This window comes from Mycobacteriales bacterium (genome assembly GCA_035995165.1).
Lineage (GTDB): Bacteria > Actinomycetota > Actinomycetes > Mycobacteriales > CADCTP01 > CADCTP01.
Genome location: DASYKU010000129.1, coordinates 19,760 through 40,935, shown reverse-complemented (window position 1 = coordinate 40,935; position 21,176 = coordinate 19,760). Strand labels below are relative to the sequence as shown.

At 74.4% G+C, this 21,176-nt stretch carries 18 protein-coding genes; 7 read left to right on the top strand and 11 right to left on the bottom strand.

Annotated features, from left to right (window positions below; genetic code table 11):
- The coding region (locus tag VGP36_22135) for an NAD(P)/FAD-dependent oxidoreductase (protein HEV7657408.1) at positions 1–677 on the top strand (677 nt) is incomplete at its 5' end.
- Here the strand turns inward: VGP36_22135 and VGP36_22130 are convergent.
- From VGP36_22130 to VGP36_22110, 5 genes are all read right to left on the bottom strand, one after another.
- Positions 651–1,736, bottom strand: coding sequence for an epoxide hydrolase (locus tag VGP36_22130; GenBank protein HEV7657407.1), 1,086 nt, complete (start codon positions 1,734–1,736; stop codon positions 651–653). The genes VGP36_22135 and VGP36_22130 overlap by 27 nt on opposite strands.
- Positions 1,737–1,785: 49 nt before the next feature.
- Positions 1,786–2,862, bottom strand: a complete 1,077-nt coding sequence (locus VGP36_22125) for an epoxide hydrolase (GenBank protein ID HEV7657406.1) — start codon at positions 2,860–2,862, stop codon at positions 1,786–1,788.
- A 4-nt stretch (positions 2,863–2,866) separates the two neighbouring features.
- On the bottom strand, positions 2,867–4,066 hold the full coding sequence (locus VGP36_22120) for an MFS transporter (GenBank protein ID HEV7657405.1): 1,200 nt from the start codon (positions 4,064–4,066) through the stop codon (positions 2,867–2,869).
- 114 nt (positions 4,067–4,180) lie between these two features.
- Positions 4,181–5,734, bottom strand: coding sequence for a glucoamylase family protein (locus VGP36_22115; protein HEV7657404.1), 1,554 nt, complete (start codon positions 5,732–5,734; stop codon positions 4,181–4,183).
- Positions 5,735–5,805: 71 nt separating this feature from the next.
- Positions 5,806–6,231: a helix-turn-helix domain-containing protein gene (locus VGP36_22110; GenBank protein ID HEV7657403.1), complete on the bottom strand. Its 426-nt coding sequence runs from the start codon at positions 6,229–6,231 to the stop codon at positions 5,806–5,808.
- A gap of 53 nt (positions 6,232–6,284) precedes the next feature.
- Here VGP36_22110 and VGP36_22105 point away from each other — a divergent pair, with 53 nt between their 5' ends.
- Entirely contained in the window at positions 6,285–7,580 is a 1,296-nt protein-coding gene (locus VGP36_22105) for an MFS transporter (protein HEV7657402.1), read from the top strand.
- Positions 7,581–7,664: 84 nt separating this feature from the next.
- On the opposite strand, the gene VGP36_22100 is transcribed toward VGP36_22105, so the two are convergent.
- From VGP36_22100 to VGP36_22085, 4 genes are read right to left on the bottom strand one after another with little or no spacing between them, the layout of a single operon-like run.
- Positions 7,665–9,212, bottom strand: coding sequence for a GGDEF domain-containing protein (locus VGP36_22100; protein ID HEV7657401.1), 1,548 nt, complete (start codon positions 9,210–9,212; stop codon positions 7,665–7,667).
- A gap of 25 nt (positions 9,213–9,237) precedes the next feature.
- A complete protein-coding gene (locus VGP36_22095; GenBank protein HEV7657400.1) occupies positions 9,238–10,818 on the bottom strand; it encodes a GGDEF domain-containing protein in 1,581 nt (526 codons plus the stop codon).
- A 60-nt stretch (positions 10,819–10,878) separates the two neighbouring features.
- Positions 10,879–11,373, bottom strand: coding sequence for a methylated-DNA--[protein]-cysteine S-methyltransferase (locus VGP36_22090; protein ID HEV7657399.1), 495 nt, complete (start codon positions 11,371–11,373; stop codon positions 10,879–10,881).
- Positions 11,373–12,818 (bottom strand): AlkA N-terminal domain-containing protein, encoded by a 1,446-nt coding sequence (locus tag VGP36_22085; GenBank protein ID HEV7657398.1) that lies wholly within the window; start codon positions 12,816–12,818, stop codon positions 11,373–11,375. Before VGP36_22085 ends, VGP36_22090 begins: the two co-directional genes overlap by 1 nt.
- A gap of 96 nt (positions 12,819–12,914) precedes the next feature.
- Here VGP36_22085 and VGP36_22080 point away from each other — a divergent pair, with 96 nt between their 5' ends.
- Complete coding sequence (locus tag VGP36_22080; GenBank protein ID HEV7657397.1) at positions 12,915–13,877, top strand: RDD family protein; 963 nt, start codon at positions 12,915–12,917, stop codon at positions 13,875–13,877.
- On the opposite strand, the gene VGP36_22075 is transcribed toward VGP36_22080, so the two are convergent.
- Together VGP36_22075 and VGP36_22070 are read right to left on the bottom strand one after the other, a co-directional pair.
- Positions 13,874–14,644 carry a thioesterase family protein gene (locus tag VGP36_22075; protein HEV7657396.1) on the bottom strand — a complete coding sequence of 257 codons (771 nt, stop codon included), beginning with the start codon at positions 14,642–14,644 and terminating at the stop codon, positions 13,874–13,876. The genes VGP36_22080 and VGP36_22075 overlap by 4 nt on opposite strands.
- Positions 14,641–16,278, bottom strand: coding sequence for an alpha-amylase family protein (locus VGP36_22070; protein ID HEV7657395.1), 1,638 nt, complete (start codon positions 16,276–16,278; stop codon positions 14,641–14,643). The genes VGP36_22075 and VGP36_22070 overlap by 4 nt, the downstream gene beginning before the upstream one ends.
- A 40-nt stretch (positions 16,279–16,318) precedes the next feature.
- Here VGP36_22070 and VGP36_22065 point away from each other — a divergent pair, with 40 nt between their 5' ends.
- The 4 genes from VGP36_22065 to VGP36_22050 all read left to right on the top strand — a co-directional run bounded on the left by VGP36_22065 (position 16,319) and on the right by VGP36_22050 (position 21,120).
- Entirely contained in the window at positions 16,319–17,059 is a 741-nt protein-coding gene (locus VGP36_22065; GenBank protein ID HEV7657394.1) for a phosphatase PAP2 family protein, read from the top strand.
- Positions 17,056–18,180: an N-methyl-L-tryptophan oxidase gene (gene solA, locus VGP36_22060; protein HEV7657393.1), complete on the top strand. Its 1,125-nt coding sequence runs from the start codon at positions 17,056–17,058 to the stop codon at positions 18,178–18,180. Before VGP36_22065 ends, solA begins: the two co-directional genes overlap by 4 nt.
- A gap of 4 nt (positions 18,181–18,184) precedes the next feature.
- A complete protein-coding gene (locus VGP36_22055) occupies positions 18,185–19,285 on the top strand; it encodes a hypothetical protein (GenBank protein HEV7657392.1) in 1,101 nt (366 codons plus the stop codon).
- A gap of 236 nt (positions 19,286–19,521) precedes the next feature.
- On the top strand, positions 19,522–21,120 hold the full coding sequence (locus VGP36_22050; GenBank protein HEV7657391.1) for an acyl-CoA dehydrogenase family protein: 1,599 nt from the start codon (positions 19,522–19,524) through the stop codon (positions 21,118–21,120).
- Positions 21,121–21,176: the final 56 nt, after the last annotated feature.

Genomic DNA, 21,176 nt, shown 5'->3' with positions numbered 1-21,176 from the left:
TCGGCCTCGGCGCGCTCTACTCCGAGGAGGCGGTCGCGGGCGGCGTGACCACGGAGAAGGCCGACCTGATCTTCGCCTCGCTGCCGTACCGGATCATGCACGAGTTCCAGATCCCGCTGTACGACCAGATGCGCGAGCGTGACGCCGACTTCTACGAGCGGCTGGAGAAGTCCGGCTTCGAGCACGACTGGGGCCCGGACGGGTCCGGGCTGTTCATGAAGTACCTGCGCCGCGGCTCCGGCTACTACATCGACGTCGGTTCCGCCGACCTCGTCGCCAACGGCGACGTCCGGCTGGTCAAGGGCCAGGTCGACCACCTGACCGAGCACGGCGTCGTGCTCGCCGACGGGACGACGCTGGACGCCGACCTCGTCGTCTACGCCACCGGCTACGGCTCGATGAACGGCTGGGTCGCCGACCTCATCTCACCGGAGGCGGCCGACCGGGTCGGCAAGGTCTGGGGCCTCGGCTCCGACACGGCCAAGGACCCCGGCCCGTGGGAGGGGGAGGAACGCAACATGTGGAGGCCGACCCAGCTGCCGGCGCTCTGGTTCCACGGCGGCAACCTGCACCAGTCCCGGCACTACTCGCTCTACCTGGCCCTCCAGCTCAAGGCCCGGTACGAGGAGCTCGCCACCCCGGTCTACGCGCTAGCTCCCGTCCACCACACTCGCTGAGAACGCGCGGAGGTCCTCGGCGAACAGGTCGGGGACCTCCAGCGCGGCGAAGTGGCCGCCGCGGTCGTGCGTGCGCCACTGCTGGACGTTCCAGAACCGGTCGGCGTACTCGCGCGGCCCCTCGAACAGGTCGCCCGGGAAGTTCGACACCGCGGTCGGCACCGCCAGCTTGGTGGAGTCCGGCGGGCCGTCCTGCTCCGCGTACGAGCCGAAGGAGGAGCCGATCGTGCCGGTGACCCAGTAGAGCGTGACGTGGGTGAGGACCTCGTCCGGCGGGAACGTGGCGTCGAAGTCCTCGGTCCAGGCCCGCAGCTTCTCCACGATCCAGGCCGCCAGCCCGGCCGGCGAGTCGGTCAGCCCGTACGCGGCGGTCATCGGCTTGGTCGACTGCAGCTGCACGTACGCGCCCTCGCGCTGCATCCACTCCATGCCCGCGGCCATGTAGCCCTGCTCGGCCCCGCTCAGCGAGGCCGGGTCGGCGCCGAGCAGATGCCAGATCGGCAGGTCGGTCAGGTGCAGCCCGGCGACCCGGTCCGGGTGCGTCCGGGCCATGATCTCGGCGGTGCCGCTGCCGACGTCGCCGCCGGAGACCAGGTAGCGGTCGTGCCCGAGCTCGGCCATCAGGTCCGCGAGCCGCCCGGCCATCGCCGTCGGGGTCGACCGGCCCGGCTCGGTCGGGGCGTCGGAGAAGCCGAAGCCGGGCAGCGACGGCACCACGACGTGGAAGTCGGTGAGCAGCGGAAGCACGCGGCGGAAGCGCAGGAACGAGTCCGGCCAGCCGTGCAGCAGCAGCAGCACCGGCGCGTCCTGGTCCACCGCCGGCTGATACACGAAGTGCAGGCCGTCGTGCTTGTACTGGGGCAGCTTGTTGAGCTCGGCCTCCTGCGCCCGCCAGTCGTAGCCGTCCCGCCAGTGCTCGACGAGCTGGTGCAGGTAGTCGGAGTCGGTGCCGCGGTCCCAGCCGACCCCGGCCACCGCGACCGGCCATCGGGTCCGCGTCAGGCGCTCCCGCAGGTCGTCCAGCACGGTCTCCGGCACGTCGATCGTGAACGGCTCCATGACGTCGACTATGCCCGGTTCCGGGGGCCGCCAGATCCTCCAGCTTGCGCTACCGGAGGTCCGCCAGAAACGCGTGGAGATCCTCGGCGAACAGGCCGGGGACCTCCAGCGCGGCGAAGTGGCCACCGCGCTCGTGCTCGCGCCACTGCCGGACGTCCAGGAACCGCTCCGCGTACTCCCGGGGCGCCCGGAGCGTGTCGGCCGGGAACTGCGACACCGCGGCCGGCACCGTCACCCGGCCGTGCGGCGCCGCCGTCTCCCGCTCCGCGTACGGACCGAACGAGGAGCCGATCGTGCCGGTGACCCAGTAGAGGGTGACGTGGGTGAGGACCTCGTCCGGCGGGAACGTGGCGCTGAAGTCGTCGCTCCAGGCCCGCAGCTTCTCCACGATCCAGGCCGCCAGCCCGGCCGGGGAGTCGGTCAGCCCGTACGCGGCGGTCATCGGCTTGGTCGCCTGGAGCTGCAGGTAGGCGCCCTCGCGGCGCTGCCAGTCCGCCGCGGCGGCCAGGTAGTCCCGCTCGGCCTCGCTCGACGCGGCCGGATCGAGCCCGGTCAGGTGCCAGAGCGGCAGGTCGGTGAGGTGCAGCCCGGCCACCCGGTCCGGGTGCGCGGCGGCCAGCGCCTCGGCGGTGCCGCTGCCGATGTCCCCGCCGGACAGGAAATACCGGTCGTGGCCGAGCGACGCCATCAGGCCGGCCATCCGTTGCGCCATCGCGGTCCGGCTGACGTGCCCGGGTTCGGTCGGCGGGTCGGAGAAACCGTAGCCGGGCAGTGACGGCACCACCACGTGGAAGTCGGTCAGCAGCGGCAGCACCCGGCGGAAGCGCAGGAACGAGTCCGGCCAGCCGTGCAGGAGCAGCAGCACCGGCGCGTCCGGGTCCGCCGCCCGCTGGTGCACGAAGTGCAGCCCGTCGGCCTTGTGGTGGGACAGCTCGTTGAGCGCCGTCTCCTGAGCCCGCCAGTCGTACCCGTCCCGCCAGTACTCGACGAGGTGGTGCAGGTAGCCGGGATCCGTGCCGCGGTCCCAGCCGACCCCGCGCACGGGGACCGGCCACCGGGTGCGGGTCAGCCGGTCCCGCAGGTCGTCCAGCACGGGCTCGGGCACGTCGATCCTGAAGGGCGGCACGCGGTCACTCTGCCCGACGCCGGGTCACCGCGTACGCGGCGGTGGCGCCGAGGGCGAGCACGATGACGACCGCGGCGTACGCGTCCGCGGTCGGGCGCAGGCCGAGGTGCGTAGTGAGGAGCCCGGCGACCAGGGCCGGCGCGCTGAAGCCCAGGTACGCCGTCACGTACACAGCGGTGAGCAGCCGGCCCCGCTCGGCCGGCTCGACCAGCGGCGCCAGCGCCCGCAGCGACCCGGCGAACGAGGGCCCGAAGCCCAACCCGCCGACCACGCTGCCGACCAGGTAGAGCCAGAACGAGTCGGCCGCGATCCCGGCGATCGTCAGCCCGACGCCGACCACGAACAGCGGCGCGCCGATCAGGACGGCCCGCTCGGCCGTCCAGCGCGGGGTGAGCAGCGAGGCGATCCCGGCCGCCCCGAACAGCGCCGCCAGCGGCAACGCGGCCACCAGCCGGTCGCTGTCGCCGGTCAGGTCCGCGGTCAGCGACGAGCCGAGGGAGAGGTAGAAGCCGGTGAACGCCCAGCCGGCGACCACCATCGGGGCCACCGCCACGAACGTCGCGCGGGCCGCGGCCGGCACCCCGACCCGCGGCCGCAGGTCCTGCCGCCAACCCGGCCGGGGCGCCACGGTCTCCGGCACCACCGCCAGCGCCGCCGCGGACAGCAGGAACACCGCCAGCAGCAGCCAGAACACCAGCTGCCGCGGCGCCGGCCCGTACTGCACGAGCGCGCCGGTGGCCAGCGCGCCGACCGCCAGCCCGAAGGACGGGCCGACCGCGCTGACCGTCGAGCCGGTGCCCGGCCGCGGCTGCAGGTCCAGCAGCACCGCGGACAGCGTGCCGGTGGCTACGCCGGTGCCGAGCCCCTGCAGGATCCGGGCCACGAACAGCCAGCCCACACCGTCGGCGACCACGAACACCGCCATCGCGGCCGCGAGCACCAGCAGCGAGACGAGCAGCACCGGCCGGCGGCCGACCCGGTCGGACAGCGAGCCGGTCAGCAGCAGCGTCACGATCAGCGCGAAGGCGTACACGGCGAAGATCGCGGTGAGGGTGGTCGGGGAGAAGTCGAAGCGCTGGGCGTAGACCGGGTAGAGCGGGGACGGCGCGCTCGCGGCGAACAGCACCGCGCCGAGCACGACGCCGACCAGCACGAACGCCACCCCCGGTGCCAGCGTGCGCGGGCGGGTCGCGGTCGGCTCCATGTCCGGCGGCAACCCCGCCCGCCACCGGGCTGTTCCGGCCGGGCCGGGGCCTCCGACAGGGTCGGGCTGTTCCGGCCGGGCCGGGGCCTCCGGGGCCCCGGCCCGGTCATCCGGTCACGCGTGCGCGGAGAAGACCTCCTGGGAGATCGTCGGCCGCAGCCGCCGCTCGTTCTGCCCGTAGCCCGCGAAGTCGCGGTGCAGGTCCCCGGTCAGCACGTTGCCGAGCTGGGCCATCACCATCGACTGGTCCAGCGACAGGTACGTCCGCGCCACCCGTCCGGAGCGAACGGCCACCGCGTCGTAGAAGCCGCCGTCGCCGTACACGTCGAAGTTCGCCCGCAGCTTGGCCAGGTTGGCCAGCGCCGCGCTCTTCGCGTACGGCAGGGACAGGAAGACCGCGTGCGGCGTCACGACCCCGTCCCCGTACGCCGGGTCCGGGTTGGTGGCCGGCCGGCAGTCGCCGAAGCCGAGGTCGAGGTTGGTCGACTCCTCGTCGGAGTAGTAGCCCTCGGGGTTCATGCCGACGGCCTCGACGCCCCAGGTGGAGTAGCCGCCGGCCGGGTTGCTGGCCGGCGAGAAGCCCCAGTAGCCGTAGCCGGCCTCGTCCAGCCCGTGCTCGATCTGAGCCCGGACGGTGAGCGGGTGGTTGACCGCCCAGCTGCGCGGACCCCACGCCGCCTCCGGCACGAACAGGTCCGGCATCAGCGCCTCGAACATGTCGCCGCCCCAGCTCGGCACGACCTGGAAGCCGCGGTACTTGTACGCGCCCTCGAACACCGGGATCCCGTCGTAGGTCTTCATGGTGCCGACCGGCTGCTGCTCCTGGAAGGAGAAGTCGCAGCTCGCGGGGAAGGTGCGGTTGGTCGCGAAGTACGCCTTGGCCGGGATCTGGCCGCGGGCGATGCCGACGTACAGGGCGATGCGGGCCTCGGTGATCGCGGTGTCGTAGGAGTTGCAGGTGTACCAGACGTCCGGGCCGACGTGCCGGTAGTTGTCGACCACCGTGCAGCCGCCCGGGTCCTCGTCCCAGAACCCGCCGCGGTTGTAGCCCGCGTCGATGCCGTCGTGGGCCGAGGCCGGGTTGTAGAAGAACCCGAAGTCCATCGGCTTCAGCACCGCGTCGGCCTGCCGGGCCAGCCGCGGCTCCGCCCGCGCGACCACCATCAGCGCGGTGGCCAGCCAGCCGTTGTCCACAGTGGACAGGAACGGGTGCAGGACGCTGCCGTCCGGCGGGAAGATCAGCAGCTTGGCGCCGGTGGAGGGCGAGTACCAGTTGTAGAACATGCCGCTGGGGCCGTTCCGGTCCATGGTGGACAGCGTGCGCAGCGTCCGGCTCAGCCGGGCCAGCGCCTCCTGGCGGCTGATGATGCCGGTGTCCCGGGCGACGACCGTCGACCAGAGGTAGCCGCCGATGTTCGTCGGGCTGGTGAACCCGGCCCGGACGGGTGCGGTGACCGAGCCGGTCATGTTGTCCGAGGGCAGCCCGGTGGCCGGGTCGGTCAGCGCGACCATCGACTTCCAGGTATCGCGGGTGTAGCCGAGCAGGGTCTGCCGGTCGCTCGGCCGGGCCGGGGCCGCACCGGCCGCCCCGGCGAGCGGGACGACGAGCAACGGGACCACGAGCAGGGTGAGCAGGAGCAGGATGCGCGTCCGACGGTGCACGCTCATGAATGACACACTCCTCGGCCCGGTTCGACCCGGACACGGCGGTCGTTATGAGCCAGGTGTACCCACCCGGGCTAGTCCGAACGCACCCAGGGCGCGGTGACATCCTCGGCGTGCGGCTCCGCGCCGCAGTCGGCGCAGACCGTGACCGGCTTCAGGGCCGACCCGCAGGAGTGCCGCATCTGCTTCGGCTCCCGGACGAGGTGGTCGTTGCCCCAGTCCATCAGCGCCAGCACGACCGGCAGCAGCGTCCGGCCGGACCCGGTCAGGTGGTAGTCGAAGCGGGCCGGGGACTCCTGGTACTGCCGGCGCTCGATCACCCCGCCCGCCTCCAGGCGCCGCAGCCGGGTGGTGAGGATGTTGCGGGGGGCGCCGGTGCGCTCGACGATCCGGTCGAAGCGGTGCACGCCGTAGAACAGTTCCCGCAGGATCAGCAGCGACCAGCGCTCACCGACCACGTCCAGCGCGGCCGCTGCCGGGCAGCCGTCCCTGTCGCGCACAGCGGACCTCCTCCGTTGCATTTTCGAACTGACTCAACATACGCTCTCGGCTTGTGAGCTCAGAACTGGCGGCCCCGATCGTCGTCCCGCGCCGGCGCGGCCCGCACCTGGCCTGGATCGTCGCCGCGGTCACCTTCCTCACCCTGCTCGGGGCGTCCGGGTTCCGGTCCACGCCGGGCGTGCTGATCGTGCCGCTGCAGGACGAGTTCGGCTGGAGCCGGACGGTCATCTCCGCCGCGGTCTCGGTCAACCTGGTGCTGTTCGGGCTGGCCGGGCCGTTCGCGGCCGCGGCGATGAACCGGTTCGGGATCCGCCGGGTCGTGCTGGCCGGGCTCGGGCTGGTCGCGGCCGGCTCCGGGCTGACCGTCTGGATGACCGCGTCCTGGCAGCTGGTGCTGCTCTGGGGCGTCGTGGTCGGGCTCGGCACCGGCGCGATGGCCAACGTGCTCGCGGCCGCGGTCGCGACCCGCTGGTTCGTGGCCCGGCGCGGGCTGGTCGTCGGTGCGCTCACCGCGGCCGCCGCCACCGGGCAGCTCGTCTTCCTGCCGCTGCTGGCCTGGCTGGCCGAGGGACCGGGCTGGCGCTGGTCCTCGGTCGTCGTCACCGGCGGCGCGCTGCTGGTCATGCCGCTGGTGCTGGCGTTCCTGCGCAACTCGCCCGCCGACGTGGGCCTCCGGCCGTACGGGGCGCCCGAGGACACCCCGATCGCGCCGCCGGTCGCGCCGCCGAACCCGGTCGGCACGGCGCTGCGGGTGCTGCGGGAGGCGGCCCGGGTGCCGGCGTTCTGGCTGCTGGCCGGGTCGTTCGCGATCTGCGGAGCCACCACCAACGGCCTGATCGGCACCCACCTCATCCCGGCCGCGCACGACCACGGGCTGTCCGAGACCACCGCGGCCGGGCTGCTCGCGCTCGTCGGCGTCTTCGACATCGCCGGCACGCTCGGCTCCGGCTGGCTCACCGACCGGATGGACCCGCGCCGGCTGCTGCTCTGGTACTACGGGCTGCGCGGGGTCTCCCTGCTCGTGCTGGCCCCGGCGCTGGCCGGCGGCGGGCTCGGCCTGGTCGGCTTCGTCGTCGTGTACGGCCTGGACTGGGTCGCCACGGTGCCGCCGACGGTCGCGCTCTGCCACGAGCTGTTCGGCCGGGAGAAGGGCACGGTGGTCTTCGGCTGGGTCTTCGCCGCGCACCAGCTCGGGGCGGCGGTCGCCGCGTCCGCGGCCGGGGCGGTCCGGACCGAGTTCGGCGACTACCTGGTCGCGTTCGTGTCCGGGGCGGCGCTCTGCCTGGTCGCCGCGCTGATCACCCAGGGCATCCGCCGCGGCCCCGTCCCGGCCTTCATCCCCGCCTGACCCGCCGGCCCGGCCCGGCCGGTCACCCGGCCCGACCCCGGCCGGTCGTCCGGCTCGGCGGAGCGCTGTCGGGGGCGGCCCGGCTCAGCCGGGTGGGCGGGAGCGTTTGGCGGCGAGCAGGCTCTGGTCCGCGGTCCAGAACAACGTGCTGGCCGTGTCGGCCGCCCCGAGCTCGGCCAGCCCCGCGGTCACGGTGACGCTCAGCCCGTCCGCCACCTCGGCCCAGTCGTAGGTCGCCACCGCCCGCACGATCCGGGCCACCGCCGCGGCCGCCTCCCGCGTCCCGGCCGGCAGGCAGAGCACGAACTCGTCCCCGCCGTAGCGCGCGCACCGGTCGGCCGTACGGATGTGCTCCTTCAGCAGCCGGGCCACGGTCCGCAGCACCTCGTCGCCGACCAGGTGGCCGTGGCTGTCGTTGACCCGCTTGAAGCGGTCCACGTCCAGGATCGCCAGCGTCAGCGGCGACCCCGCCGCCTGCGCGTCCCCGACCAGCCGGGGCAGGTTCGCGTCGAACGCCCGCCGGTTCGGCACCTCGGTCAGCGGGTCGGACAGCGCGTCGTACTCCAGCTGCTGGGCCCGGCGCAGCAGCGCCTCCTGGTCGACCCGCAGCCGGGCCGCGGCCGCCCGGCTGACCCACACCTCGTACTGGGCCCGGCCGTAGCGCTCGTGCACCTCGCGGTACCAGCGCAGCGCGTCGGCCGGCCGCCCGTCCTCCTCGGCCACCGCGGCCAGCAGGAACGCGCCGTCCTCGGCGAAGGGCGGGGTGCGCTGCCCCGAGGCCTCCTGCCAGTACGCGGTGAGCAGGTGCCGGGCCTCCTCCAGCCGGCCCTCGGCGACCAGTACGACGCACTCCGCGTGCAGCCGGCGCCGGCGCAGCAGCGAGGTGACCGGCCGGGCCGGAGTGTCCCGGGACTGCTCCAGCGACCGGCGGGCGCCGCGGGCGTCGCCGAGGCGGGCCAGCACCAGCGCCCGGTTGGCCCGGACCAGCGCGCCGGGCAACAGCCCCATCTCCGGGTCGGCCAGCGCCCCGGACAGCTGCTTCTCGGCGTCCAGCCAGCGGGCCCGGGCCTCCTCCTCCTGGCCGAGGTGCTCCAGCCGCATCGCCCAGCAGAGCATCGCGTAGCCGACCGCCTGCTGCCAGGCACCCGGCGACAGCCCGGCCGCGGCGGCGACCGCGACCGCCCGCTGGGTCGTCTCGACCGCGAGCGGGAACAGCTGCTCCATCGCCAGCCGCATGCCGCAGTTGCGCAGCACCAGGGCCAGGTCGCGGCTGGCCTCGCTGACCGACTCCACCGAGGCCAGCGCGAGCACGATGCTGCCGATCGCCTCATCGCCCTCGCCGTCCGCGGAGATGCCGACGCAGGTGTGGAACTGGGCCGCGGCCAGCGCGGACACCTCGGGCAGCAGCGGCCGGACCCGGTCCAGCTCCGCGCGCGCGGCGGCGAAATCCTCGGCATTGGTCAGCGCGACGGCCAGCGCCATCCCGAGCTCGAGCCCCTCGTCCGCGGTCAGCTCAGGATCGTCGCGCAGCTCGGCCACGGCGGCGCGCAGGTCGTCGATGCGACCCTCGCCGGCAAGTCCCCTGGCTGAGGTGACCCGCTCCGGGCGGAGATCGCGGCGTGCCTGGAGCAAACCGGACTCCTTCCTGCTCACTGGACTATAGGTCCGCCGCGGCCGGGACCGGCTCCAGATGCCGCCGGCCCCGCTTGGCCGCCAGCAGTTCCCGGTCGGCCGCCTCGAAGAGGCTGGTCGCGGTGTCGTCCGGGCCGAGCGCGGCGATGCCCCAGCCGATCGTCACCCGCAGGCGGGGCGAGATCTCGGACCAGTCCTGGCCGGCCACCACGGCGACGACGGCCGCGATCGCGGCCCGGGCCTGGTCCAGCGGCGCCGGGACGCAGAGCACGAACTCGTCCCCGCCGTACCGGGCGAAGCGGTCGCACTCCTCGCAGCGCTCCCGCAGCACCCGGCCGATGATCCGGAGCACCTCGTCACCGATCGGGTGGCCGTGCTCGTCGTTGATCCACTTGAACCGGTCCACGTCCAGCACGGCCAGCGCGAACGGCTCGCCGGCCGCCTGCACGGCCGGGATCAGCGTGGCCAGCTCGGCGTCCAGCGCGCGCCGGTTCGGCAGCCCGGTCAGCGGGTCGGTCAGCGTGTCGGCCTCCAGCTCCCGGCTGCGGCGCAGCAGCGCCTCCTGCTCGACCTTGAGCCGGGCCGCGGTCTCCCGGGCCTGCCAGCTCTCCTGCTGGGTCCGGCCGTAGCGGCCGTAGACCACCCGGTACCAGCGCAGCGCGTCGGCGGGCCGGCCGGCGGCCTCGTCCACCCGGGCCAGCAGCAGCGGGACGTCGTCGGTCCGCACCGGCACGGTCCGCTCCCGGACCGAGTCCCACAGCCGCAGCAGGGTCCGCCGGGCGTCGTCGAGCCGGCCCTCGGCGAACAGCGCCGCACCCTCGGCGTGCGCGAGCAGCCGGACCAGCGAGGGCGAGCGGGCCCCGACCGGGACGGCCTCGGCCCGGCGCAGCCCGTCCCGGGCGGTGGCGGCGTCGCCGAGCCGGCCGGCCAGCAGGGCCCGTTCGGCGTGCGAGAGGGCCAGCATCATGTCCGGCAGCCCGCCGTCGGCGACGGCCAGCGCGTGGTGCCGGACGACCGCCTCCCAGCACCGGTCGCGGTCCTCGGCCAGGCCGAGGTGGTCCAGGCTCATACCCCAGGTGAGCTGCACGTACTGGGCTTGGGCGTGCAGCCGGCCGGACGGCATCGAGACCGCGGCGGCGACGTCGAGGGCCTGTCCGAGCACCTCGGCGGCGAGCGGGAACAGCCGGCAGTAGGCCAGGTTCAGCCCGCAGGACGCGGTCGCCATCGCCCGCTCGGTCGAGGGCGGTACGTCGGCCAGCACCGCGAGCGCGAGCACGGTCTCGTCGATGGCCGTGTCGTGGTCGCCGAACCAGTACGCCGCGCCGCCGGACATCGCGTGCAACCGGGCCTGCATGGTCGGCGTGGCCTCGTCGAGCCGGCCCAGCACGCCCTGCAGCACGTCCCAGGCCTCGGCCGGCCGCTCCAGGTTCAGCAGCGCGGCCGAGCGGATGACCGCGAACTCGATCTCCAGGTCGGCCGGCACGCCGCCGTCGGTGACGGCGTCGGCGCGCAGGCCGGCCAGCGCCTGGTCGAGCCGGTCCAGCCGTGCCTCGCTGGCCAGGCGGCGGGCCTGTGCCAGCCGCTCCGCGAGCCGGTCCTCGGGCATGTGCGCGAGTTTAGGGTCAATCCGTGAGGTCTTAGCGACCGATCGGACAGAACGGCCTTCTCACCAGAGCCCGGACGGTTGCGGCCCCTTCTCGCCCAGCACCGTCCGCTCGTGGTCGAGCAGCCAGCGTTTGCGCGGGAGACCGCCCCCGAAGCCGGTCAACGACCCGTTCGCGCCGATCACCCGGTGGCAGGGCACGATGACCGCGAGCGGGTTGCGGCCGTTGGCCAGCCCGACCGCCCGGGACGCGGTCGGCTGCCCCAGATCGGTGGCGATCTCCCCGTACGTCGTGGTCCGGCCGTACGGGATCTCCCGCAGCGCCATCCAGACCTTCTGCTGGAACGGCGTGCCCTGCGGCGACAGGGCCAGCTCGAACCGGGTCCGGCGACCGGCGAAGTAGTCCACCAGCTGAGCGGCGACCGGGGCCAGCGCGGCGTCGTCCCGCTCGGCGTCGGCGGGCGGCTCGTGCGGCTCCATCCAGAGCTGGCGCAGGCCGGTCTCGTCCCCGACCAGCAACAGCGAGTCGATCGGGGAGTCGACCACGGTCCAGAACATCAGACGTCCTTCCGGTCGAGGGAGTGCCAGAGCTGGAGCAACGCGTACGACCGCCAGGGGCGCCAGGCCTCGGCCCGGGCGGCCGCGGCGGCCGGGTCGCTCGGCACGCCGAGGCGGGTCAGCGCGTGCCGGACGCCGACGTCGGTCGGCAGGAACACGTCCGGGTCGCGCAGCGTCCGCAGCGCCAGGTAGGACGCGGTCCAGGGGCCGATCCCGGGCAGCGCCAGCAGCGCGGCCTCGGTGCGCTCGCGGTCGACGCCCGGGTGCAGCTCCAGGCGGCGGTCGTCGAGGGCGGTGGCCAGCGCCCGCAGCGCCCGGAGCCGGGACAGCGGCATCCCGATCTCCGCCTCCCGCAGCGCCGCCGGGGTCGGGAACAGCCGGGTGATCGGGCCGTGCGGCACCGGGACGGCCGCGCCGTACCGCTCGGTGAGGCGGGCGGCGAGCTTGGTCCCGGCCTGGACCGAGACCTGCTGGCCGAGCACCGCGCGGATCGCCATCTCGGCCCCGTCGACGTGCCCCGGCACCCGCAGCCCGGGCGCCTTGTCCACCAGCGGGCCGAGCAGCGGGTCGCGGCCGAGCGCGGCCTGCACCGCGGCCGGGTCGGCGTCGAGGTCGAGCAGCCGGCGGCAGCGCTGCACGGCCGCGGCCAGGTCGCGCAGGTCGGTCAGCCGCAGCTCGCAGCGCACGTATCCGGCGCCGGCGGACAGCGCGGCGATCGCGGGCCCGCGGGGCAGGCTCAGCGAGCGGGTGTAGACGCCGCCGGACCAGTCCTCCACGCCGGGCACCGCGCGGGCGCCGAGGAAGCGCAGCAGCGCGTCCACGTCGATCGGCGCCCGGTAGGGCAGGCGCAGCACGATCGCGCCCGCGACCCGCTCGTCCGGGCCCCGGCGGGAGCGGCGCAGCTCGGTCGGGGTGACCGCGAAGACGGCCCGGACCGTGTCGTTGAACTGGCGGACGCTGGCGAACCCGGCCGCGAACGCGACCGCGGTGATCGGCAGCGCGGTCGTCTCCAGCAGCACCCGGGCGGTCTGCGCGCGCTGGGCCCGGGCCACCGCGACCGGGCCGGCGCCGACCTCGGCGACCAGTTGCCGGTGCAGGTGACGCTCGCTGTAGCCGAGCCGGCCGGCCAGCCCGGCCACACCCTCGCGGTCGACCACGCCGTCGCCGATCAGCCGCATCGCCCGGCCGACCAGGTCGGCCCGCAGGTTCCACTCCGGCGAGCCCGGCGTCGCGTCCGGCCGGCATCGCTTGCAGGAACGGAAGCCGGCTTGCTGGGCCGCGGCGGCGCCGGGGTAGAACCGCACGTTCTCCCGGCGCGGGGTCATCGCCGGGCAGGACGGACGGCAGTAGATCCCGGTCGAGGTGACGGCGGTGACGAACCAGCCGTCGAACCGCGGATCGCGGCTCTGCACGGCCCGGTAGCGGGTCTCCTCGTCGGCCAGCACGGTCCTACCGTGCCACCCGGGTACGACAATTCCTGGCGGTCATCGGACCTGACCGTCTTGCCCCTCGCTGCGACCAGGGAACGGTACGGTCCGGCCATGAGCGAGGGCAGCGGGTACGGGGACGGTTACCGCGATCAGTACGGGCAGGGTTCCTTGCCGCCCGCGCCGCCGCCGCCCTGGTCGGACCAGAGCACCCCGTCCGGCCAGCAGGCGGCCCAGCCGCCGTACGGGGAGCCGACGCCGTCGGGTCAGCAGCCCGCCTCCGGCCAGCCGCCGTACGGCGGGCCGACGTCCGGCCAGCAGCCGGCCTACGGCGGGCCGACCTCGGGTCAGCAGCCGGCGTACGGCGGGCCGACCTCGGGTCAGCAGCCGGCCTACGGAGATCAGACCCAGCAGGGCGGGTACGGGCAGCAGCCCGGCTACGCCGCTGCCCCGCCGTACGGGCAGCAGCAGCAGCCGGGATACGGGCAGCCGGCCTACGGGCAGCCGGCCTACGGTCAGCAGCCCGGCTACGCCCAGCAGTACGGCGGCCAGTACGCCTCGCCCCAGTGGGGAAGCGCCCCGCCCGGCTACGGCGCCCCGGCCGTGACCTACGCGTCCTGGGGCGCCCGGGTCGGCGCGTTCCTGCTGGACTGGCTGTTCTCGCTGTTGCTGTACGTGCCCGGCGGCATCCTGCTCGGCGTCGCCGTCGGCACCGCCGACACCACGACGAACCTGGACGGGACCACCAGCGTCGAGAACATCAACGGCGGGCTGCTCGCCTTCGGCATCATCGTTCTGATCGCCGGGTTCGTCGTGCAGATCTGGAACCAGGGCTGGCGGCAGGGCTCGAAGGGCTGGTCCTGGGGCAAGCAGATCGTCGGGATCAAGCTCGTCCGGGAGTCGACCGGGCAGCCGCCCGGCGGCGGGACCGGCATCGGCCGGCTGGTGCTGCGCGGCGTGCTCGGGATCGTGCCGTTCTACATCATCCTGGACTACCTCTGGCCGCTCTGGGACGAGAAGAACCAGTGCCTGGACGACAAGATCCTCTCCACGCTGGTGATCCGCGCCAAGGACTAGCGCGGCCGCACGATCAGCGCCTGCGCCCCGCGGCCGACCTCACCGTCCACATCGGACAGCGTCGTGATCGCGTACCCGCCGCCGGTCGGGCCGATGGTGGTGGCCGCGTCCAGGCAGATCCACTCGCCGGCCGGCGGGCGCAGGACGTGCACGGTCAGCTCGGTGTTGACGTAGAGCCAGGAGTCCAGGTCCAGCGCCGAGGCCGCCCCGTTGCCGGAGTCGGCGCTGACCAGCAGCCGCTGGGTCGGGGACGGCTCCGCACCCTCGACCAGCGGCAGTCGCATCCGGGACCAGATCACCGCCGGCCCGGGCTCGGCGAAGTCGCCCTTCACCCGGCGCCACTCCATCGCCTGCAGGTAGCCGCCGGGCCAGCGCTGGTCGACCGGGTCGGGCTGGTCCGGCAGCTCCGGCGCCGACCCGTACGCGGCCACCGCGATGGTGTCGCCGAACCGGTGCCACCAGCCCGTGGCCCGGGCCACGTCCCGGCCGCCGGCGGCGAGCGTCGCCACCGCGAGCTGGACCGACCGCCCCGGCCGGACCACCGACGCGGTCACGGTCAGCTCCTGCACCGGCACCGCGCCGAGCAGGTCGACGGAGATCCGCGCCAGCCACCCACCCTCGGGCGGCAAGACCTGCTCCAGCGCCCGGACCAGCAAGGCGGACGGCGGCCCGCCGTGCTGGTCGGTCGCGGCCCAGGGCCCGACCGTGTGCGGCGTCGGCCGGAAGGTTCCCGGACCTATCGGGACATAGAAGGCCTCCGAGCTCACGCCCCGACCGTACGGGCCAGGCGGAGCCATCGGTATCCGGACCCGTCCAGCTGGAGCTCGCTCAGGTCGCCCGGGTCCGGGTACGCCCGGTCGGCGAACACGTCGACCGGGAAGCCGTCCTCGATCCCCGGCTGCGGTTTCAGGTCGACCGTCACCTTGGCGGTGGAGAGGTTGAGCACGGCGAGGACGGCGCCGGTCGGGCACTCGTACCGCAGCCCGAGGACCCGGTCGTCCTTGGTGTCGAGCACGGTGCAGGTGCCGATGCCGAACTCCGGGCAGTCCCGCAGTACCGGCAGCAGCCGCTGGAACCAGGACAGCAGCGAGGCGGGGTCGGCGGTCTGGTCCCGCACGTTGACCTCGGGGTAGCCGAAGTCGCCCTTGCTGATGACCGGCCGGACCGTCTCCGCGTTCGTGCTGAAGCCGGCCTGCGGCGAGTCGGCCCACTGCATCGGCGTCCGGATCGCGTCCCGCTGCTGCAGGGACAGGTCCTCGCCCATCCCGATCTCCTCGCCGTACCGGACCACGGGGGTGCCGGGCAGCGAGAACTGCAGCACGTACGCGAGCCGGATCCGGCGCTGGTCGCCGCCCAGCATGGTGGCCAGCCGGCGCCGGATGCCGCGGCCGTAGAGCTGCATCTCCTTCTCGGGGCCGAACTTCGCGAACACGTCCGCGCGCTCGCTCTCCCGCAGCCCGGACAGGTCGATCTCGTCGTGGTTGCGCAGGAACGTGGCCCAGCTGGTCGAGGGCGGGATCGCCGGCGAGGACTGGATCGCCGTCTGCACCGGCACCGCGGTCTCCCGGGCCAGCGCCAGGAAGATCTGCTGGTTCTCGGCGAAGTTGAACATCATCGGCAGCCGGTCGCCGCGCGGGCCGAAGAACTCGAGGATCTGCTCGCGGGGCACGTTCGCCTCGGCCAGCACGACCGCGTCGCCGCGTCGCCAGGCGATGTGGTCGCGCAGGTCGTTGAGCCACTCGTAGTGCATGGTCCGGTCCGCGGTGTCCGGGTGGACCTCCTCGATGACGAACGGCGCGCCGTCCATCCGGAAGCCGCTGACCCCGAGCTGCAGCCAGAACGAGACGACCCGGCCGATCTCCTCCCGGACCTCGGGGTTGTTCCAGTTGAGGTCGGGCTGGAAGTCGTAGAAGCGGTGGTGATACCAGAGCTTGGCGACCTTGTCGTAGGACCAGATGCCGCGCTGGTAGCCGGGGAAGACGACCCCGTCGCCCGCGTTGGGCGGCTCGGTCTGAGACCACACGTACCAGTCCCGGTACTGGGAGTCCGCGCTCGTGCGGGCGGACTGGAACCAGGGGTGCTGGTCCGAGGTGTGGTTGACGACCAGGTCGATGATCAGCCGGATGCCCCGGTTCTCGCACTGGTGCACGAGCTCGACGAAGTCGCCGAGCGAGCCCAGCCGCGGGTCCACGCCGTAGTAGTCGGACACGTCGTAGCCGTCGTCCCGACCCGGCGTGGGGTGGATCGGGTTGAGCCACAGCGTGGTGACCCCGAGGCGGGCCAGGTAGTCCAGCCGGCTGGTCATCCCGCGCAGGTCACCCACCCCGTCGCCGTTGGAGTCCTGGAATGTCTCGACGTCGAGGCAGTAGACGACCGCCTGCTGATACCACCGTTCCGGCATGGTCGGGTCTCTACCCGCCCTGGATGGGTACGGAAAACCCGTGACGGTGTTGAGAAGGGCGGATCGGCGGCTGGCCGTCCGGTTGACGCTCGGTCTGGCGGCCGCCCTCGGGCTGGGCGTGCCGTTCCTGCTGCTGGCCCTGCTGGTCCGGGCGCACTGGAGCCCGCTGATCAGCCTGGACACCTCGGTGGCCGGGCATCTGCACGCGGTGGCGCTGCGGCACGGCTGGCTGGTCACCACGCTCAAGGGGATCAGCGACGTCTTCGACCCGATCGTGTTCCGGGTGGTGACGACCGTAATCGCCGGGCTGCTGCTGTGGCAGCGGCGGTTCCGGCTGGCGGCCTGGACCCTGGTCACGATCTGGGGCGCGGCCCTGCTCGGCCTGCTGCTCAAGATCGTCGTCGACCGGACGCGGCCGGACCTGGTGGACGCGGTCGCGACCGCGCCGGGCCGGTCGTTCCCGTCCGGGCACGCGCTGACCTCGACCGTCGGCAGCCTGGTGCTGCTGTTGCTGGTCATGCCGCTGCTGCGGCGGTCCTGGCGGGTGGTCGCGGTGGTGGTCGCGATCGTGGTCCCGCTCGCGGTCGGCTTCGCCCGGATCGGCCTCGGCGTGCACTTCCTCTCCGACGTGGTGGCCGGGGAGATCCTCGGGCTGACCTGGGTGGCGGTCACCGCGGCCGCCTTCGAGGCCTGGCGCCGCGACGTCGGCCTGCCGCCGTCCCCGCCGGCCGAGGCCGAGCCGGAGCTGGGCGAGGACGTGCCGGAGCCGTCGAGCGGATGAGCTGGGACGTCATCGTCGCCGGCCTCGGCGGCATGGGCAGCGCGACCGCGCTGGAGCTGGCCCGGCGCGGCTCCCGTGTCCTGGGCCTGGAGCAGTTCGGCCCCGCGCACGCGCTCGGCTCCAGCCACGGCGGGTCCCGGATCTATCGGCAGTCATACCTGGAGGATCCCGCCTACGTACCACTGCTGATAAGGGCGTGGGACCAATGGTTCCGGCTCATGGCGGACAGCGGCTCCGATGTGTTCGTCCCCACCGGTGGCCTGTACGTCGGAAGCCCGGACGGTCCCACCTTCGGCGGCTCCCGGCTCGCGGCCGAGCAGTGGGACCTGCCGCACGAGGTGCTCGACGGCTTCGACGTCGCGCTCCGCTTCCCGGCCTTCCGGCTGGCCCCGGGCGAGCTCGGCCTGTACGAGGAACGCGCCGGCTACGCCCGTCCCGAGGCCACCGTCGCGGCCCAGCTGGAGCTGGCCGCCCGGGCCGGGGCCGAGCTGCGCTTCGGCGAGCCGGTGCTGTCCTGGTCGGCCGGCCCGCCCGCGGTCGTCACCACCCCCGCCGGCCGGTACGAGGCCGACGCGCTGGTGCTCACCCCCGGCGCCTGGGCGCCCGCGCTGGCCGGACTGGACGTGCCGATGGTGGTGGAGCGGCAGGTCATGCACTGGGTCGCCCCGACCGGCCCGATCGGGCCGTACGAGCGGAACCCGGTCTTCATCTGCGGCGACGACGAGGACCAGGTCTACGGCTTCCCCGCCATCGACGGCCCGGCCGGCGGGGTGAAGATCTCGTTCTTCCGGGCCGGCGGGCCGACCGACCCGGACACCGTCGACCGGACCGTACGGCCGGCGGAGATCGAGGAGCTGCGGACGCGGGCCGCGCAGGTCTTCCCCGGCCTGACCGGGCCGTCGGTCGCCGCGACGGTCTGCCTCTACACGACCACGCCGGACCACCATTTCGTGGTCGGGCGGCACCCGGAGTTCCCGAACGTCGCCGTCGCCTGCGGGTTCTCCGGGCACGGGTTCAAGTTCGTCCCGGTGGTGGGAGAGATCCTGGCCGACCTGGTCCGGGACGGGCGTACTCGGCATCCGATCGCCCTGTTCGACCCGCGACGGTTCCGGTCACACTGATGTCATGCAGCGGTGGTCGGTCCTGGCGCTGGGGGTCGCCGCCGTCGTGCTCTTCGGCTACGTCGTCACCCACCGGGACCCGGTGCAGCGGCCGACGCCGCCGGCCGCGGCGCCGAGCACCCCGCCCGGGCTGCCCCGGCTGGACGGCGAGCAGGCCCGCGGCCCGGACGGCCTGCGGGTGCTGGTGAGCGGGCGCTTCCCGCAGATCATCGACACTTCGATCGGGCACTCGGCCCCGGTGCCCGGGCTGCGGCTGGACGCGGGCGAGCGGGCCGCGCTGCAGGCGGTGCCGGCCGGCACGGTCGCCACGGTGACCACGCCCCGGACCAGCCGGGAGCGGACGATGCTGCTCACCCCGACCGGCGGCGCGGTCCCGCTCGGGTCGGAGGTCGAGGTCGTCCCGGTCGTCCGCGGCACCGACCTGTACGTGGCCGCCCGCGGTCCGGGCAGCACCAAGGTCACGCTCCGCTCGGCCGCCGGAGCCGCGCGGCTGTCCTGGACCGCCGGCGGGACGCTGACCCCGCTGCGGGACACCACCGCCGGGCTCGTGGTCAGCCAGGTCGGTGACCGGCAGGTGGCGGAGCTGCGGGTGCTCGACCCGCGTACGGGCGCGAGCCGCCGCCGGCTCGCGGTCGGCGCGATCGTGGTCGCCAGCGGACCGGACTCGATCGCGACCGTCTCCGTCAGCTGCGTCCGCGAATGCCCGGTCACCGTGACCCGGTACGTGGACGGCCGGTCGGTCGACTACGCGACCCCCAAGGACAGCGGCAACCCGCTGACCGGGGCGTTCTCGCCCGACGGGCACTGGCTGGCGCTGGGCGTGCCCGGGCAGTACCGCGACGGCCGGCTGCGGGTGGTGCCCGGCTTCGCCGAGGTGCTGGACCTGCGCAGCCGGGCGGTCACCCCGGTCCCCGGCGTCGCGTCGGTGGCCGAGCGGTCGGCCGACGTGAGCTGGTTCGGGCCGACGCTGGTGCTCGGGGTCTGGTCCAACGACCGCGGGCTGGTCGGGACGTGGTCACCGGACGACCCGGGCCAGGTCGTCCGGGTGCTGCCGGCCGACCCGCCCGGCGACGAGGCCTTCGCCACGGTCACCGCCCTGCCGTGACCGCCCTGCCGTGACCGCCGGCCGTGACCGCCGGCCGTGACCGCCGGCCGTGACCGCCGGCCGTGACCGCCGGCCGTGACCGCCGGCCGTGACCGCCGGCCGTGACCGCCGGCCCTGACCGCCGGCCCTGACCGCCGGACCCGTCGGCCTGACCGGCGGGCGCTGACCGGCGGGCGGCTGAGCGGCCGGCGCTGACCGGGCGCCCTCGGTGGGCGGGTCTCCGGTATGACTGGAGCATGGCGAGCACCCACGAGGTGACCAACCAGCCGCCGCCGCTGGTCGACCACGACGTCTACGGCGGCGACCTGGCCCTGACCGAGACCGTCCGCCGGCTCGGCGCGGAGACCGCGGGCCTGCGGGAGCTGGGCCGGCTGGCCGGCACGCCCGAGGCCCAGCGCTGGGGCACCGAGGCCAACGCGTCCCCGCCGGTCCTGCGCACCCACGACCGGTACGGCCACCGCGTCGACGAGGTCGACTTCCACCCCTCGTACCACCGCCTGCTCACCGAGGCCGTCGGGCACGGGCTGGCCGGGGCGCCCTGGGCCGAGGCCGCATCGACCCCGCACACCACCCGGGCGGCCGGCTTCTACGTCTGGTCCCAGGTCGAGGCCGGGCACGGCTGCCCGGTCTCCATGTCGTACGCGGTGCTGCCGGCGCTGCGGCACGAGCCCGTCCTGGCCGCGACGTACGAGCCCGGCCTGACCGCCCGGGCGTACGAGCCGGGGCTGCGGGCGGGCAAGCCCGGGCTGCTGGCCGGGATGGGGATGACGGAGAAGCAGGGCGGCTCGGACGTGCGGGCCAACCGGACGCTGGCTGTTCCGCGTGCGGACGGGAGCTGGCGGCTGACCGGCCACAAGTGGTTCTGCTCGGCCCCGATGTCGGACCTGTTCCTGGTGCTGGCCCAGGTCGGGGGGGCCGGGCTGACCTGCTTCCTGGTGCCGCGGGTGCTGCCGGACGGCGAGCGGAACGTGTTCCGGCTGCAGCGGCTGAAGGACAAGCTCGGCAACCGGTCCAACGCGTCCTCGGAGGTCGAGTTCGAGGACACGGTGGGCTGGGCGGTGGGCGCGCCCGGGCAGGGGCTGCGCACGATCCTGGAGATGGTCCGGGTGACCCGGCTGGACTGCGTGCTCGGCAGCGCTGCCCTGATGCGGGCGGCGGTGGCGCAGGCCGTGCACCACACGACGTACCGGTCGGCGTTCGGCGGGGTACTGCGGGACAAACCGCTGATGGCGTCCGTGCTGGCCGACCTGGCGCTGGAGTCGGAGGCGGCGACCGTGCTGGGCCTGCGGCTGGCCGCGGCGGTGGACGCGGGCGAGGACGACTTCAGCCGGCTCGCGACCGCGGTGGCCAAGTTCTGGGTCTGCAAGCGGGCGCCGATGGTGGCCGCTGAGGCGCTGGAGTGCCTCGGCGGCAACGGGTACGTCGAGGAGTCCGGCCTGCCGCGCCTGTTCCGGGAGTCCCCGCTGAACTCGATCTGGGAGGGCGCCGGCAACGTCATCGCGCTGGACGTGCTGCGGGCGCTGGCCCGGGAGCCGGCCGCGGTCGAGGCCGTGCTGGCCGAGGTCGACGCGGCCGCGGGCGGCGACGCCCGGCTGGACGCGGCGGCCAAGCAGCTGCGGGCCGACCTGGCCGGCCGCCCGGACGAGGCCGCCGCCCGGCTGGTGGCGACCCGGATCGCGCTGGCCCTGCAGGCCTCCCTGCTGGTCCGGTACGCCCCCGCCCCGGTCGCGGACGCCTTCTGCGGCACCCGGCTCGGCGACGGTCCCGGCCCGGTCTTCGGCCTCGGCGTCCCGGATCCCGGCGCGGTGGTCGACCGGGCGGCGCCGGTTCGCTGAGAAACTTCCCCGGCTCCTGTCGAGCGGGCCGGTGCGGCTCCGACCCACTCATGACC

Excerpts from the sequence above, each read along its gene's own strand:
- VGP36_22120 (HEV7657405.1), bottom strand. The coding sequence starts at position 4,066 with ATGGAGCCGACCGCGACCCGCCCGCGCACGCTGGCACCGGGGGTGGCG.
- VGP36_22080 (HEV7657397.1), top strand. The coding sequence starts at position 12,915 with ATGAGCGAGGGCAGCGGGTACGGGGACGGTTACCGCGATCAGTACGGG.
- VGP36_22055 (HEV7657392.1), top strand. The coding sequence starts at position 18,185 with ATGCAGCGGTGGTCGGTCCTGGCGCTGGGGGTCGCCGCCGTCGTGCTC.
- VGP36_22095 (HEV7657400.1), bottom strand. The coding sequence starts at position 10,818 with ATGCCCGAGGACCGGCTCGCGGAGCGGCTGGCACAGGCCCGCCGCCTG.
- VGP36_22070 (HEV7657395.1), bottom strand. The coding sequence starts at position 16,278 with ATGCCGGAACGGTGGTATCAGCAGGCGGTCGTCTACTGCCTCGACGTC.
- VGP36_22050 (HEV7657391.1), top strand. The coding sequence starts at position 19,522 with ATGGCGAGCACCCACGAGGTGACCAACCAGCCGCCGCCGCTGGTCGAC.
- VGP36_22115 (HEV7657404.1), bottom strand. The coding sequence starts at position 5,734 with ATGAGCGTGCACCGTCGGACGCGCATCCTGCTCCTGCTCACCCTGCTC.
- VGP36_22130 (HEV7657407.1), bottom strand. The coding sequence starts at position 1,736 with ATGGAGCCGTTCACGATCGACGTGCCGGAGACCGTGCTGGACGACCTG.
- solA (HEV7657393.1), top strand. The coding sequence starts at position 17,056 with ATGAGCTGGGACGTCATCGTCGCCGGCCTCGGCGGCATGGGCAGCGCG.
- VGP36_22090 (HEV7657399.1), bottom strand. The coding sequence starts at position 11,373 with ATGTTCTGGACCGTGGTCGACTCCCCGATCGACTCGCTGTTGCTGGTC.